The sequence below is a fragment of the Arthrobacter bussei genome (assembly GCF_009377195.2).
Classification (GTDB): Bacteria; Actinomycetota; Actinomycetes; order Actinomycetales; family Micrococcaceae; genus Arthrobacter_D; species Arthrobacter_D bussei.
Genome location: NZ_VJXX01000001.1, coordinates 75,583 through 90,867 on the forward strand (window position 1 = coordinate 75,583; position 15,285 = coordinate 90,867).

Annotated in this window: 13 protein-coding genes; 6 read left to right on the forward strand and 7 right to left on the reverse strand. The window is 68.1% G+C overall.

Annotation, left to right across the window (positions count from 1 at the left end; translation table 11 throughout):
• The first annotated feature begins 81 nt into the window (after positions 1-81).
• A complete protein-coding gene (locus tag FNH21_RS00400; protein ID WP_191931458.1) occupies positions 82-1,332 on the forward strand; it encodes an acetyl-CoA C-acyltransferase in 1,251 nt (416 codons plus the stop codon).
• The gene (locus tag FNH21_RS00405; protein WP_152811523.1) at positions 1,329-3,455 is read left to right on the forward strand and encodes a 3-hydroxyacyl-CoA dehydrogenase NAD-binding domain-containing protein; all 2,127 of its coding nucleotides are present in this window, start codon (positions 1,329-1,331) and stop codon (positions 3,453-3,455) included. The genes FNH21_RS00400 and FNH21_RS00405 overlap by 4 nt, the downstream gene beginning before the upstream one ends.
• A gap of 136 nt (positions 3,456-3,591) precedes the next feature.
• On the opposite strand, the gene FNH21_RS00410 is transcribed toward FNH21_RS00405, so the two are convergent.
• The 3 genes from FNH21_RS00410 to FNH21_RS00420 all read right to left on the reverse strand — a co-directional run bounded on the left by FNH21_RS00410 (position 3,592) and on the right by FNH21_RS00420 (position 7,813).
• Entirely contained in the window at positions 3,592-5,835 is a 2,244-nt protein-coding gene (locus FNH21_RS00410) for a rhamnogalacturonan lyase (protein ID WP_206687014.1), read from the reverse strand.
• A gap of 763 nt (positions 5,836-6,598) precedes the next feature.
• Positions 6,599-6,979, reverse strand: a complete 381-nt coding sequence (locus FNH21_RS00415; RefSeq protein WP_152811524.1) for a DUF7793 family protein — start codon at positions 6,977-6,979, stop codon at positions 6,599-6,601.
• 45 nt (positions 6,980-7,024) lie between these two features.
• Positions 7,025-7,813 carry an SDR family NAD(P)-dependent oxidoreductase gene (locus tag FNH21_RS00420; protein WP_241742678.1) on the reverse strand — a complete coding sequence of 263 codons (789 nt, stop codon included), beginning with the start codon at positions 7,811-7,813 and terminating at the stop codon, positions 7,025-7,027.
• 176 nt (positions 7,814-7,989) lie between these two features.
• Here FNH21_RS00420 and FNH21_RS00425 point away from each other — a divergent pair, with 176 nt between their 5' ends.
• Entirely contained in the window at positions 7,990-8,799 is an 810-nt protein-coding gene (locus FNH21_RS00425) for a glycosyltransferase family protein (RefSeq protein WP_191931460.1), read from the forward strand.
• Positions 8,796-9,821, forward strand: a complete 1,026-nt coding sequence (locus FNH21_RS00430; protein WP_152811527.1) for a glycosyltransferase — start codon at positions 8,796-8,798, stop codon at positions 9,819-9,821. The genes FNH21_RS00425 and FNH21_RS00430 overlap by 4 nt, the downstream gene beginning before the upstream one ends.
• Positions 9,822-9,825: 4 nt before the next feature.
• On the opposite strand, the gene FNH21_RS00435 is transcribed toward FNH21_RS00430, so the two are convergent.
• A complete protein-coding gene (locus FNH21_RS00435; protein ID WP_152811528.1) occupies positions 9,826-10,740 on the reverse strand; it encodes a 2-hydroxyacid dehydrogenase in 915 nt (304 codons plus the stop codon).
• A gap of 169 nt (positions 10,741-10,909) precedes the next feature.
• Here FNH21_RS00435 and FNH21_RS00440 point away from each other — a divergent pair, with 169 nt between their 5' ends.
• Both FNH21_RS00440 and FNH21_RS00445 read left to right on the forward strand, forming a co-directional pair.
• Positions 10,910-12,292, forward strand: coding sequence for a D-arabinono-1,4-lactone oxidase (locus FNH21_RS00440; protein ID WP_152811529.1), 1,383 nt, complete (start codon positions 10,910-10,912; stop codon positions 12,290-12,292).
• A gap of 46 nt (positions 12,293-12,338) precedes the next feature.
• Positions 12,339-13,193, forward strand: coding sequence for a glycosyltransferase family 8 protein (locus FNH21_RS00445; RefSeq protein ID WP_152811530.1), 855 nt, complete (start codon positions 12,339-12,341; stop codon positions 13,191-13,193).
• A gap of 125 nt (positions 13,194-13,318) precedes the next feature.
• Here FNH21_RS00445 and FNH21_RS00450 read toward each other — a convergent pair whose 3' ends face one another.
• The 3 genes from FNH21_RS00450 to FNH21_RS00460 all read right to left on the reverse strand — a co-directional run bounded on the left by FNH21_RS00450 (position 13,319) and on the right by FNH21_RS00460 (position 15,284).
• The gene (locus FNH21_RS00450) at positions 13,319-14,284 is read right to left on the reverse strand and encodes an aldo/keto reductase (RefSeq protein ID WP_152811531.1); all 966 of its coding nucleotides are present in this window, start codon (positions 14,282-14,284) and stop codon (positions 13,319-13,321) included.
• A gap of 69 nt (positions 14,285-14,353) precedes the next feature.
• On the reverse strand, positions 14,354-14,770 hold the full coding sequence (ndk, locus tag FNH21_RS00455) for a nucleoside-diphosphate kinase (protein WP_152811532.1): 417 nt from the start codon (positions 14,768-14,770) through the stop codon (positions 14,354-14,356).
• Positions 14,771-14,834: 64 nt separating this feature from the next.
• Positions 14,835-15,284, reverse strand: a complete 450-nt coding sequence (locus FNH21_RS00460; RefSeq protein ID WP_241742680.1) for a DUF4233 domain-containing protein — start codon at positions 15,282-15,284, stop codon at positions 14,835-14,837.
• Between the last annotated feature and the right edge of the window lies 1 nt (position 15,285).

A 15,285-nucleotide genomic window follows, 5' to 3' on the forward strand; every position in this document is an offset into this window, starting at 1 on the left:
GCCGCCTCCCGGGCTTGCTTGCACGCTATGTTACTCACCAGTAACATGATCGCGGATCAACAACTCGAAGAGGAGCACCAGGTGAGCCAACACACCGAGACCCCTGCCGCGCGGCGTACGGCACGTGCCGTCCGCGACGTCGTCTTCGTCGACGGAGTCCGCACGCCGTTCGGCCGCGCAGGTGAGAAGGGCATCTATGCCGGGATGCGCGCCGACGACCTCGTGGTCAAGTGCATCCGCGACCTCATGCGCCGCAACCCGTCACTGCCGGCCGAACGCGTCGACGAGGTCGCGATCGCCGCCACGACCCAGACGGGGGACCAGGGCCTGACGATCGGCCGCACCGCCGCCCTGCTCGCAGGACTCCCCCGGACCGTACCGGGTTTCGCCATCGACCGCATGTGCGCCGGCGCCATGACCGCCGTGACCACGACGGCATCGGGCATCGCCTTCGGCGCGTACGACGTCGTGATCGCCGGTGGCGTCGAGCACATGGGGAACCACCCGATGGGCTCGGGAGCCGATCCGAATCCCCGCTTCATGTCGGAGCGCATCTTCGATCCCGCTGCACTGAACATGGGGAACACCGCAGAGAACCTGCACGACCGCTTCCCCGACATCACGAAGGACCGCACCGACGCCTATGCCGTGCGTAGCCAGCAGAAGCTGGCGAAGGCCTACGAGGCCGGGCTGATCCAGCCGGATCTCGTCCCCGTCGCCGGCAGGAAGGCCGGCGGGGGCTGGACGTTGAACACCGTGGACGAGCCTCCCCGCCCGGACACGACCGTCGATGACCTCGCTTCCCTGCGTACGCCCTTCCGGGCCCATGGCCGCGTCACGGCAGGCAACGCGGCGGGCCTCAACGACGGGGCGACAGCTGCGCTGCTGGCCTCCGGCGACGCCGCTGACGAGCTCGGGCTCCCGGTCCGGATGCGCCTCGTGGCCTACGCCTTCGCCGGCGTCGAACCCGAGGTCATGGGGATCGGTCCGGTGCCGGCGACCGAGAAGGCGCTGCGTCAGGCGGGGCTCGACATCTCCGACATCGGGCTCTTCGAGATCAACGAGGCCTTCGCCGTCCAGGTGCTGAGCTTCCTCGACCATTTCGGCATCGATGACGAGGACCCGCGCGTGAACCGCTACGGGGGCGCCATCGCCGTCGGGCACCCCCTCGCCTCCTCCGGCGTCAGGCTCATGAACCAGCTCGCCCGCCAGTTCGAGGAGGACCCGTCGGTGCGCTACGGGATGACCACCATGTGCATCGGACTCGGCATGGGGGCCACCGTCATCTGGGAGAACCCGCACCACGAGCACTACGGACAGGACGCAGCATGAGCTTCGAACGCTACGACGAGCTGGCAGCGCTCGTCCCCACCGAGATCGTCACCCACTCCTACGTCCAGGACATCACCCTGCCGGAGGGCGCCGGCGTCCTGGCTCTCATCACGCTCGACAACGACCTCGACCACGCGAAGCCGACGACGCTCGGGCCGAACACGCTCATCGAGTTCGGCCGGACGCTCGAGGGCCTGAAGGATCGCGCTGCGCGAGGTGAGATCCAGGGTGTCGCTGTGACGGGCAAGCCGTACTTCCTCGTCGCGGGGGCCGATCTCAGCACGGTCAAGAGCGTGAAGTCCGAGCACCTCGGCCGCCTCATGGCCGAGCTCGGGCACGAGGCGTACGATCTCCTCGCGGATCTGGGCGTGCCGAGCTTCGCCTTCATCAACGGCGTGGCCCTGGGTGGCGGGCTGGAGATCGCCCTTGCCGCGAACTACCGGACGGTGTCCTCGGGCGCCAACGGGATCGGTCTGCCCGAGGCGTTCATCGGCCTCGTCCCTGGCTGGGGCGGCGTGTACCGTCTCCCACGCCTCGTCGGGCCCGCGAACGCCGTCAAGGTCATGATCGAGAACCCCCTGAGCAACAACCGCAGCCTGGACGGCGCCTCGGCGCACGCGCTCGGCATCGCCGATGCCCTGTTCGAGCCGGCGGACTACCTCGAGCAGTCGCTCCTCTGGGCGGCACGGATCCTCACCGGCGGTGAGGCACTGGAGGCCGTCACCCGCCGTCGTGCCGAGCTCGGTTCCTACGACGACGCCGCGTGGACGGGTGCCGTCGCCGCGGGGCGGGCGTTCGTCGAGGCGAAGACCAGCAACGCCGCGCCGGCGCCGTCGCGCGTGCTGGACCTGCTCGAGGCGGGCCTGACGCTCACGCAGAAGGAATCCGCGGCGGCCGAGTGCACGGCCCTCGCCGAGCTGATGCAGACCCCGGAGTTCCACGCGACGGTCTACGCGTTCCTCGACCTCGTGCAGAAGCGCGGCAAGCGCCCGGCCGGAGCGCCCGACAGGAAGCTCGCGCGGCCCGTCTCGAAGGTCGGCGTCGTGGGGGCCGGACTCATGGCGGGCCAACTCGCACTCCTCTTCGCGCGCCAGCTGAAGGTGCCGGTGGTCCTCACGGACATCGACCAGGCGCGCGTGGACAAGGGCGTGGCGTACGTCCACGCCGAGATCGACAAGATGCTCAGTCGGAAGCGGTTGTCCCAGGACGCGGCGAACCGCACGAGGGCACTCGTGACCGGCTCCGTCTCGAAGGACGCGTTCGCCGACGCCGACTTCGTGATCGAGGCCGTCTTCGAGGAACTCTCCGTCAAGAAGCAGGTGTTCGCGGAGGTGGAGGCCGTGGTCTCCCCCGACTGCATCCTCGCGACCAACACGTCCTCGCTCTCCGTCGCCGAGATGGCCGCGGATCTGAGCCACCCTGAGCGCGTGGTCGGCTTCCACTTCTTCAACCCCGTCGCGGCGATGCCGCTGCTCGAGGTGGTGCGCGCGCCGAAAACCGACGACGCCGTCCTCGCGACGGCCTTCGTCCTCGCCAAGGGCCTGAAGAAGAACGCCGTGCTGGTGCAGGACGCGCCGGCCTTCGTGGTCAACCGCATCCTGGGACGCATGTTCGGGGAGATCACCGCCGTCTTCGACGAGGGGACCGACGCGGCGACGGCCGACAACGCGCTGCAGCCCATGGGCCTTCCGATGACGCCGTTCATGCTGCTGGCCCTTGTGGGTCTGCCCGTCGGCCAGCATGTGCAGGAGTCGCTGCACTCGGCCTTCGGCGACAGGTTCCACGTCTCGGCGAACCAGCAGAAGCTGATCGACGCGGGCGTGAAGGGGCTGTGGCAGAAGCAGGAGGACGGCTCCTCCACCGTCCCCGAGACCACGCTCGCCCTCCTGGAGCGCGATGCTTCGCCGTCCTCCGCCGACGAGGTGCTCCGCCGGACGCAGGACGCGCTGGCGGACGAGATCGGACGCATGCTCGACGAGGGTGTGGTCGCGGCGCCCGAGGACATCGATCTCTGCATGATCATGGGAGCAGGGTGGCCCATGCACCTGGGCGGTATCACACCGTATCTCGACCGGGTCGGCGCCTCCGAGCGCGTCCGCGGGAAGGCGTTCCACCGGGCCTGATGCCGCCGGCGGCTGCGCCGCGCTCTGTCGACGGCGCGCTCCCCGCGAGCGACGGCCACCGCGAGCAGTGGAACGGGTGGTAGGGCGTTGCCCCACCACCCGTTCCTCGACTGCCAGTGACATGCTTCGCGGCGTGCTACTGGGCCTTGCCGTTACCGGGTCGCACGGTGATCTCGGCCGTAGCGGTTGTCTCGATGCCGGCGTGGTTGACCGCCGTCGCGATCAGCTCGTAGCTGCCCTTCAGCCCGTCGAGGGGCAGGTCGTATCGGCCGTCGGCTCCAGTGATCTCCTGACCGTCGAAGGTGACGATGAGCGAGCGGACGCCCGATTCGGCGTCCTCTGCCCGGACGTCGACCGTGAGCCCACGTCTGGCACCGACTTTGGTGTCCTTCAGCCCCGTGACGACCGGTGCTGTCTCATCCAGGACCGGGGCGTCGACGTAGGCGATGCTCGGCGCGGGAGGCGTGGTCATTCCCTCGCCGAGGAAGAAGCTCGTGTGAGGGGGCTGGTTGTACGCGGTGTTCTGCCAGGCGACGCCGAGACGGTAGACGGGGTCGTGCATGAGGGTGCGGATACGGTGCTCGGTCACATCGGTGGTGGTGAAGATCGTCAGCGAGGAGTTGTCGGCACTGCGGTAGACCACTTCCTCGCGCCAGTCACCGAACAGGTCAGCCTGGAGTGCCGGGTTTCCCTTGGTGCCGTTACCGGTGAGGGTGCCGTCGAGCGTGAGCAGCCGATCCTCTGCGCCGGACTCCCAGTTCCACTTCGAGATGGTCGGCGTCGCGCCGGTGGCGAGCTCCAAGGGGTCGGAGTAGTCGTGGTCGGTGATCTCGCGCAGCAGGTCCCCGTCCCACCAGGTGAGGAAGTTCGCCGCGGGAATGCTGGTGCCGAGGTCGGTGCCGTCGGCGGCCCGGAGTGAACCGACCTTCGAGAAGAACTTGTAGGTGCCCCCGATCGCCCACGCCTCATTGCCCTCGTGGGTCGGGTCGATGTCACCTGCAGCCCCACGACCGGTGTCGCGGGCACCGGGGACGGACCACAGGATCTCTCCGGTCCCTGCGTCGCGCATCGTCGCGGCACGCTGACCGCTGCTCGTCATGCTCTCGTGCACCGAGTAGACCTCGAGCCCGTCACGGGACGGGATGTGGTCTGCAACGTGCATCGCGTCGCCGTGGCCAAGGCCGGTGGTGTAGAGCGGAGTGCCATCACTGTCGATCGTCATCGATCCGAAGACGATCTCGTCAGACCCGTCGGCGTCGACGTCGGCGATGGCCAGGTTGTGGTTGCCCTGCCCGGCGAACTGGTTCCCGGCCGTGGTCGAATCGAATGCCCAGCGCTCCTGGATCCTGCCGTGGACGAAGTCGAACGCGGCGATGGAGGTCCTGGCGTAGTACCCGCGGCTGAAGATCATGCTCGGAGTCTCACCGTCGAGGTAGGCGGTGCCGGCCAGGAAGCGGTCCATCCGGTTGCCGCTGGTGTCACCCCATGAGGCGAGCTCTCCGCGAGCCGGTACGTAGTCGATGCTGTCCAGGGCCGCACCAGTAGTGCCCTCGAAGACCGTCAGATACTCCGGCCCGGCGAGGATGCGGCCGCTCGTGTTGCGGTCATCCGCTGCGGCGTCGCCGATGACGACGCCGGCGCCATCCACCGTGGCGTCCGCCGTCTTCATGGCGACTTCGGCCCGACCGTCACCGTCGTAGTCGAACACCTGGAACTGGGTGTAGTGCGCTCCAGCACGTATGTTGCGGCCGAGGTCGATCTGCCACAGCCGTGTGCCGTCGAGCTCGTAGGCATCGAGATAGACGTTACCGGTGTAGCCGGAGCGCGAGTTGTCCTTCGCGTTCGTCGGATTCCACTTGAGGATGATCTCGTACTCGCCGTCGCCGTCGAGATCTCCGACCGATGCATCGTTGGCTTCGTACTCATACGTCTCCCCCGCCGGAGTCGTCCCGCCTGCCGGGCGCTGGAGCGGGATGTCCAGGGACTGGTCCCCCCACGGGGTGAACTCATCGGTGACAGTCACTTCTCGCTGGTCGATCAGCGCGGTCACGCGGTAGACCGAAGCGCTGGTCCCTTCCGCGTCGAGCAGATTCGTGCTGCCCGTGATCGGAGTCCTGGTGATGCGGACGCCGTCGCGGTACACGTGGAAGCCGATAGATTCGGCGTCGAGGCCGAGCATCCGCCAGCCGACGTAGACTCCGTCCTCGGTCGTCACGGCGACCGGGGCCCGATCGAGGTATTCCACCTGACGGACCGGTGTGTCCTCCGGCGCAGCTGATGCAGGCATGCTCACCAACGTCGCAGCAGCAACGGCTGCCGCTGCCGCCGCTCCGAGTGCCCGTCGTGATCTCCGTGCGTGGACGAATGAAACCATAACCATCTCCCTTGATGTCCTGGTGCAGAAGAAAGCCCCAGCTCCCACGAACGGGAAAACGCTTTCCTTAACGGCTTCATCGTCCTTTCGAGTCTCGACAGTTGTCAAGAGCAACAGATGAATCGATCGAGCCCGAAGGCATTCGTGAACCCGAGGAGATGAGTGAACTCCTCCGCCACGACGGCATCCGGCTCGGGAAGACCCCCCCCCAGCGACCACGCCCTGCCGGGACCGGCGCTCTGCGTTTCTTTGACGTCACGTCTGTGGCGACTTCTGTCGGCCTTCCACGGCCTCGCGCCCGTTCTGCCCGGGCGCGACCGACCGGCGCCTGATCGCAGCCGATGACGTGCACGTCAGCGACAGACACCAACGTCTGGTAGCAGCGACACCACGGGATCGGGTGTGGCAGGAGAAGTCATGCCGGACGCATTCTGTCCAGACGAGGCAGCACCAGGTGGTTCCTGACTCGCAAAAGCCCGGCATCTTCCTGGGCCATGGCGCCTTCGAGTGAGCGTGCTGAGTCTCCGTTCTGCATCGGGTGCCGTGGGTGGTCGAAGGACACCGGGTCCAGCAGCAGGCCGTGGTTCTGAGGAGCACAGGACACGTCATGACAGAACTACTTCACACCCGGAATCTCCCGATCAGGCGTCGTCAGCGCCCGTCATCGAGGGGCACACCGTGGGTTCGCAGCCGGCCGATGATCGTCCTCTGACCAGGGAATGCTTCGACGAGGGGTGCCTGTAGCCGGCATCCCCGTGGTGCGGACGACTCAGGCGTGGGGATGATCCTTCAGCCACGTCGTGGCTTCCTCGACAGTCGTGAAGTGACGCGTCGGGTACGGAGGCTGATGGACTTCCGTGAAATAGCTCACCAGCAGCCGATCGACCGGTGACGGACCCACCAGGGCCATGGCTGCGATGTTCAGACCGTGCGAGAAGGTCTTCAGTGCGCCCCTGCTCAGGGACACCATCTCATTGAGCACCACCAGCATCGGCGGACACACGTCAGGGCACAGGGCATCGGCCCTGGCGACCAGTGAGAACGCCTCATCATCCGTCACGGTCGATCGGGCGACCCACTCGACCCACACGAGGTCACCGCGCAGCTCCGCGGTGAACGAGTCCTCGGCGAGTCTGCCCGCAGCAACCATGATGATGCTCCCCCCTTGGATCAGCGATGTCCGCCGAAGCGCACACTACGCCCTCAGCCCCTCATGTCCAGCGCATTCGCGATCAATACTGCTGTCAGGGTCCCGATGGCGGCCCATGAAGCTGTTCGACGGCGTCCTGGTCAGGAGTGAAGGATCGGGTGTATGCCGCGAAGGGCGCTGCGACGGTCTCGACGAGCCCGGGCACCACACGTTTGCACCTGCCCGCACAATGATCAGGCGACGCGACTCGTCACTGGTCGTCGTGTGGGCGAGGGAACTGCACTGTTCGCGGTAGGCGTCGGCCTGCTCGAGGAACAGGCGTGCCTTGTCCTCCGCGGTCCGGACGGCGTCCGCGCCGGCGAGCCAGCGCAGCGGTGGCTGCTCCTCGGCGGCGATGGTGATCAGGGCGGCAGCGAGCTTCGCCGGGTCTCCGCCCTGCTTGCCGTTCATGGACTTCCAGGCCTCGATGGTGCTCCGGGTGCGCTCGTCGTCGTCCTCGATGGAGAGTTCCGGCCAGTTCGTGGACGCGCCCTCGACGAGCAGCTCGGTGCGGAAGAACCCGGGTTCGACGATCGTGGGGTTGATGCCGTACGGCTCCAGGTCGAAGCGCAGCGATTCCATCCACCCCTCGATGGCGAACTTCGAGGGGCAGTACACGGCGACGAATTCCTGGCCGGCGAGGCCGGCGGTGGAGCTGAAGGTGATGACGTGGCCGCTTCGCTGGGCGCGCATGACCGGCAGCACGGCCCGGGTGACGTTCAGGGGCCCGAAGGGTGGGCACTGCACGGCAACGCTGGGGCGGTACCCCGACGACGACAAGGCGGCCAGCCGCATCATGGCTCCTCCGGCGCGAGTGACGGGACCCGCACCGCAGTGCCTGCTGGACGGTGCTGCAGCAGATCCGCGGTAGTCTTCAGAGCCGTGGCACCAGTCCACCTGAGCTGACGGGAATCGATCTTCGTGACCACCTTGTACCGCGACCGCGGGGGCCGTGCCGCCCGCACCGAGCAGTGACCACTCCGAGCACCACCGCGTCGACCCTGGTGGTCATCCCGGCGTTCGGCTCACCGGAGCTGACCGACGCCGTCGTCGGTGACCTGTGCCGCGACGGCAATGATCTCGATCCGGACGTGCGGATCGTCGTGGTCGACAACGCCGGCGACTACGTCCTCCCGCAGGGGAACATCTCGGTCAACCGCCCCGGGCGCAACCTGCGCTGGATCGGCGCCACGAACTGGGCCCTGCAGACGTCCAGCCGCGATGGACATGCTGTCTGCGTCGTGCTGAACAACGACATCCGCCTGTCGCCCGGGTTCCTCGACGGGCTGCTCGCGACGTTCTCGACCGCGGACGACATCGCGATCGCGGCTGCCTGCTACGACGACTTCTGGCTGCACCAGCGAGCCCGGACCATCCCGCCCACTGCCGCAGACTACGTCCCGCAGGACGTGCTGCGCGACGTCGATTTCTGCGATGGGACGGCGATCGCCTTCGCGGTGCCCCCCGTCGTCGAACTCGGGGGCCTTGACGAGGTGACTTTCACCCGGCACGGCTATGGCGCGGACATCGACCTGGCGATCCGGGTCCGCGCGGCCGGCCTGCGGTGCGTGGTCACCGAACGCGCCTATGTCTCGCACCTGCGACGGCAGACGATGAACCGGACCGGCCAGACCTCGGAGGACAACCGCGCGGAGATCCTCCACGGTCTGGACGCCAAGTGGGGCGACGACTGGCGGGCGGAGGTCGGGCTCGGCCCGGATTCCTTCCCTGCCCACAACGTCGGCAGCGGCGCCTCGTGGTACCTGACACCTCCGGCATGACCACTCGTCCCGGCCTGTCGCCGGGGCGGATCGTCTATGCGGGTTTCGCCACCGCCCACCACAGTGGCGGTGTGCATGTCATGACCCAGCACGTCCGGCTCCTCCGCGAGGGCGGCCACGAGGCCTGGCTGTGGCTGCCCGACCAGGACGATCGCACCGACTGGATCCCCGACGACGTGCCGATGCTGTTCGGCGCCACCACTACGATCGGCGCTGAAGACCTCCTGGTGCTGCCGGAGACCCCGACCGTCCAGGGCCGCGATCCGGCGCCCGGAGCCCGGAAGGTCATTTTCAACCAGAACCACTTCTATACCTTCGCTGCCGGCACGCCAGGCAAGGATTTCCCCGGCTGGTCACCGGCGCCGGCTGTCTGGGTGGTGTCCGAGGAGAGCCGCGACGTGCTGGCCGCAGCACTTCCCGGTCTGCCGGTGAGCCACGTGCCCAACCCCGTGGACGGCGAGCTGTTCGCGCCCTCGGCGAGCGACCAGCTGCGGGTGTGCTGGTTCCCCAAGAAGCGGCCGCGGGAGGCCTCGCTGCTGAAGCGGTTGCTGGCCGGCGACCCGCGGCTCTCAGGGGTCGATCTGGTGGAGCTGGTCCAGGCTCCGCGGGCGGAGGTGGCGGCGACCCTGGCGAGCACTGCCGTCTTCGTCGCGCTCGGACATACCGAGAGCTTCGGTCTGCCCGTCGCCGAGGCCCTGGCGGCCGGCTGTCTCGTCGTCGGCTACGACGGCGGTGGTGGCCACGAACTGTTCGAGGCCCCCGGCGCGTGGCGGATCCCGGATCAGCGGCCGTTGCTCCTCCGCGACAGGGTGGCGGCTTTGATGCAGGAGCTGAACACCTTGACACCGGTGCGCGCAGCGAACCGCCGCTGGGTCCTGGACCGCTATCCGTTCGCCCGGACCGGGGCTGCGCTGGAGGAAGCGGTTGCCGCTGCACGGGAACGGCCCGGAGCGGCGACCGTGGCCGTGCATCCGGTGGCATGGCTCGACACCCTCGGCCCGCACTTCACGGCCTTCGCCTGACCCGTCAGTCTGCGCTCTTCACGACGTTGACGAGCTCCTCGCCGGCGAGATACCGGTGCATCTGAGCATTGACCAGCGCGAAGGCACGGGGGCCGGACTGGCTGACGGACCCGGCCGCATGCGGGGTGATGATCAGGTTCGGGGCTGACCACAAAGGGTGATCAGCCGGCAGGGGCTCGGGCTCCATCACGTCCAGCGCGGCGCGCAGCCGACCGCCGGTCAGCTCCGCAAGCAGCGCGGACGTGTCGACGACCTTTCCGCGTGCCACGTTGACCAGCAGGGCGCCGTCACGCATGTGGGACAGGAATTCCGCGTCCACGAGACCCGTCGTGTCCGCCGTGAGAGGAACGGTCAGCACCACCACGTCGGCCTCGGGCAGCAGGCCCGGCAGCTCCGACGTCGCATGGACGCCGTCCCGGGCAGTGTGCGCCACGAACACCGGGCGGGCGTCGAAGCTCCTCAACCGGCGCGCGGTCTGCTCCCCGAGGTCACCGGCGCCGATGATCAGGACGCGCTTGTCGCGCAGGTCATCGGCCTCCATCGGGTCCCACCGGCCCTGCCGCTGCGCTTCATCGAAGTGGGGCAGCCGACGCAGGGTGGCGAGCACGACGGCCAGGACCAGTTCGGCGACCGCCGAGCCGTGCACGCCTCGCGCACTGCACAGCGTCACACCGTCCGGGACGTGCTCGAGGATGTCCTCCACTCCGGCACTCGTCAGCTGGACGACCTCGAGCTTCGGCATCGCGGCGAACTTCTCCACGAGGTTGGTCGAGTCCTCGACCTGAGGAACCCAGAAGAGGGTCTCCGCCAGGCGATCGGGCGTGTCGTTCCCGCCGTCCCAGACAATCACCTCCACTCCGTCGGGGAGGTCCCCCAGGAGATCTCGGGCGTTCTGGTCGGGGATGCATACGACGGTCATTTTGTCAGTGTAATCATTCGCTTGACCTGCGCTGGGCTATGGTGTGGGAGGGACTTCTACAGAAGTACGAAATTCGTCGGGGGCACCGGGGAACACCCGGGTCGACGGATGCGCCCAGCACACCCGTGTGGCTTCGAAGGCAGAAGCGAACTTCTACAGGAGACGCGCCATGGCAATCACGCAGCTCGCTTACCCCGCTCAGGAACCGGAACTCGCCGGCGAGGACATCCGGCTCCGGAACTGGGCCAGGAACTCCCGGCTGGGTCTGCCCGGCTCGGTCGTCACTCCGGCTACCGAGGCGGAGCTCTGCGACTTCCTGTCCACCAGTGACGGCCCGGTCCGGATGATCGGGAGCCGGATGTCGCCCGGCCGGATGATGGCGGTCGCGGACGGGGCCGGCACGCTGCTGGACCTGAGCCGGCTGAGCGGCCTGATCTCCAGCACCGAGGACACCGTGACCTTCGCCGGCTCGACGCCGTTGTCCGAGGTGTACGCGTTCCTCACCGCGCGGGGGCAGATGCTCAACGCCTCGCCCGGGGTGATCGCCGAGCAGACCCTGGCCGGCGCGGTGTCCACGGGAACCCATGGTCAGGGCCTGCAGCAGAGCTCGATCGCCGGCGACGCGCTCTCGATCCGGATCGTCCTGGCCGACGGCACGATCGCCGAGTTCGACGAGGAGCATCCCGACTTCGGCGCCGTGCAGCTCGGCCTCGGCTCACTGGGCGTGATCACCGCCGTGACGCTGCGCACACGGGAGTCGTTGATCTACACCTGCGTCAAGCAGGCGGTCGACGCCGACACCCTGGAAGCGGACCTGGAGGCCTGGAACCGGGAGAACCTCCTGGTCAAGGCGTGGTGGTTCCCGCAGGAGAACCAGGTCCAGGTGTGGACCGCCAACGAGGCGTCCGACGACGAGGTCTCCAGGTACAGGACCGGAGGCGGGAAGCTGCTGGAACACGCCGGCACCAACGCCACGATGAACACCACCGTGGAATCGACGCTGCGCCTGCTGCGCGCCGACTCGAGGGGCGTTGCCGACAACGGCAAGTCGCTCCGCACGGTGTCGCGCTTCCGGGACTTCACCGACGTTACCGGGGACATCTACCAGGTGTTCTGCCGCGGGATCGCGACCCCCCAGATCAACGTCGAGATCGGCATCCCGCTCGCTAAGGCCGGACGGGTGATCAGGACAATCAAGGACTGGCACGCGGAGACCCAGCCTCGCATGCACTATCCGGTGATCCTGCGCTGCACCGGCCCGTCGGACGCGTGGTTGAGCCCGTCGAACGGCGAGGACACCTGCTACTTCGGCTTCGTGGTCTACTACTCGGCGGACGGTTCGCTGTCCGAGGAGGGTGACAGCTTCCTCCGGGCCGTGGAGCGGGCCCTGGCCGAGGAGGGTGGCCGTCCGCACTGGGGTAAGTACTTCGACGAGTCCCTCTACGACTGGCCGGCGCTCTACCCGCAGTGGGAGGCCTTCCGCCGGGTGCGCGAGACCCTGGACCCGGAGCACCGCTTCGCGAACACGTTCACCGCCGCCCTGCTCGACTGACCGGCTCCCTTCGCTACCCGTGACTGCCAGAACAGGAACACCACCGATGAACGCCTGGGTGACCTTGCTGACCCAACCCGACTACCTGATCGGGGTCCGGACGCTCCGGGCGTCGCTCGAGGCCTCCGGCAGCACCGCCCCCCTCGTCGTCATGGTGACCGAGGGGATCGACGGGCAGGCCCGGCGCCTCCTGCAGAACGACGGGTGCCTCCTGCGCGACGTCGCACCGCTGCGCCCGGCCGGCGGGTCGGCGGACAGCTACGCCAACGCCCGCTTCGCGGAGGTGTGGACCAAGCTGGCCGTGTGGGGCCTCACCGAGTTCGAACGCGTCGTCTTCCTGGACGCCGACATGCTCGTGACCCGGACCATGGACGAGCTGTTCTCGCTGGACCTGGTCGACGGCGCCATCGCCGCCTGCCACGCCTGCCGGTGCAACCCCAACCGGATCGCGAGCTACCCGCCGAGCTGGACACCCGAGACCTGCTTCTACACGCACTGCCGGGGCGGCGACCATGTCACCGAACCGGACGCGACGGACAACTACCTCAACGGCGGCTTCCTCGTGCTGTCGCCCGACGAGGCCGTCCTCGACGACATGGTGGGCCGGCTGGCGGCCGTCGAGGACCTGTCACGCTACCCGTTCGCCGAGCAGGACTTCCTCAACGAGTACTACAGGGACCGCTGGCAGCCGCTGCCCTACGTCTACAACGCGCTGAAAACCCTGCCGCACCAGCACCCGTCGGTCTGGGATCCGGCGGCGGTGAAGAACATCCACTACATCATCGACAAGCCGTGGGCGACGCCGCTCGACCCGTCGGATCGCTACTTCGCGGTGAACAGACTCTGGTGGGCGACGGCTGATCGGCTCGTGGACCGGATGTCGGGTCTCGCGGCCGGGTGACGGCACGGTCCGCCTGACACGGCGGTACCTCATGGGTCGGTATGTCGGTTGACCCTGCAGGTCTCGGCCTACACGGCTGAATGGCACGGTAGACGACCACTTCGGAATCGCCCCCCGGCCCGGACTCAGGCCGTCGGCGCCGGGAAGATGCGATCCAGTTCGGCGAGGTCCTCGTCGGTCGGGGTCCAGTCGGCGGCCCCGGCGTTCTGCCGCACCTGCTGCGGCGTGGTGGCTCCGGCGATCACGGAGCCGACCGCCGGCTGGGCCGCGAGCCACGAGAAGGCGACCTGCACCTCGCTGACACCGCGCTCGGCTGCGAAGGCCGAATATGCTTCGAGCTGGTCCCAGTCGGCGGTGTCGAGGACGTTCTGGCGTGAATGGGTGAGTCGGCTTCCCTCCGGTACCTCGTTCCGCCGGTACTTGCCGGTCAGGAGACCGTTGGCGAGCGGGAAGTAGGGCAGCACCCCGAGTCCGTACGCCTCGACGGCCGGGACCACCTCGCGCTCGAGCCGGCGGTCCAGCAGGTTGTACGGGTTCTGCGCCGAGATGAACGGTGTGTAGCCGCCGCTGCGCGCCGTGAACTCCGCCTCGGCGATCTGCCAGCCGGCAAAGTTGGAGTGCCCCACGTACCGGACCTTGCCACTGGTCACCAGGTCGTCGAGCGCCGCGAGGCTCTCCTCGATCGGCGTGAGGGCATCGGGCGCGTGGTACTGGTAGAGGTCGATCCAGTCGGTACCGAGACGGCGGAGAGAGGCCTCCGCCGCGCGGACGATGTACCGCCGTGAGCCTCTAGCGTTCCAGTCGGGGCCGTTCACTCCTCCCATGTCGAGGCCGAACTTGGTGGCGAGGACGACGTCGTCGCGCCGTGAGCCCAGCGCCTCGCCGAGCTGGATCTCGCTGACACCCGGCGCCTTGCCGTACATGTCCGCGACGTCGAAGAGGGTGATGCCGGCGTCGATCGCGGCATGCACGACGGCGTCCGTCCCCTTCTGGGATTCGGAGGCGGTGCCTGCTCGGCCCAGATTGTTGCAGCCGAGCCCGACGGTGGAAACGCTGAGCCCGGAGGTGCCCAGTCTGCGGTAGGTCATCATGCACCTAACCTACCAACACAGTTGCCCCGGGCACATGACCCGGGGCAACTGGCACGGACGGGGTGGGAATCAGGCGAACCAGATCCCGATCTCCCGCTCGGCGGACTCCGCGGAGTCGGACCCGTGGACGAGGTTCTGCTGGACCTTCAGGCCCCAGTCACGGCCGAAGTCGCCGCGGATGGTGCCCGGCGCGGCCGTCGTCGGCTCCGTGGTACCCGCGAGCGACCGGAAGCCCTCGATGACCCGCTGGCCCTCGAACACCGCGGCGACAACGGGACCACTCAGCATGAACTCGACGAGCGGCTCGAAGAAGGGCTTGCCCACGTGCTCGGCATAGTGCTCCTCGAGCAGCTCACGCGTCGCGTGCACCTGCTTCAACTCGGCGATGGTGTAGCCCTTCGCCTCGATCCGGGCGAGGACGGTGCCGGTCAGGCCACGTGCCACGCCGTCGGGCTTGACGAGGACAAGGGTGCGCTCGGTGCTCATGGGTCTCCTGGGGGTGGGGCGCCACGGGAGGCGGCGCGGATGTCGGGGTTCACCCCCGACTCTACTAAACGGCAGGTCCTTCCTCCGGGTGGGCCTTCTCCCACTCGGCCTGCAACCGGTCCCGCTCCACGTTCTCGCGGTCCACGCGCGCGCCCTGCCTCAGCCCGTACAGCCAGGTGATCGCGAACGCGAGTCCGACGACGAACATCGCGGGCTCCAGGAATCCGCCGGCGATGATGACGAGCTGGAGCACCCAGCCCACCGCGAGACCCCACCTCTTCGTGACGACTGCGCAGGTGAACACCAGGAGGACGCTGAGGATCGCACCCGAGGTCAGGATCACGGGCGGGGAGATCTCGTCACGCCGCAGCCCGAAGACGGTGAGGGTGGCGAAGAAGACCACGAACGCCTCGAGCAGGAGCACGGTCGAGGCGAACATGACCTTCGTGGAACGCCGCTTCTTCGGCATCCCGGGCCGCCACTCGCGCTGGGCCTTCGTCATGCGTCGTGCCATG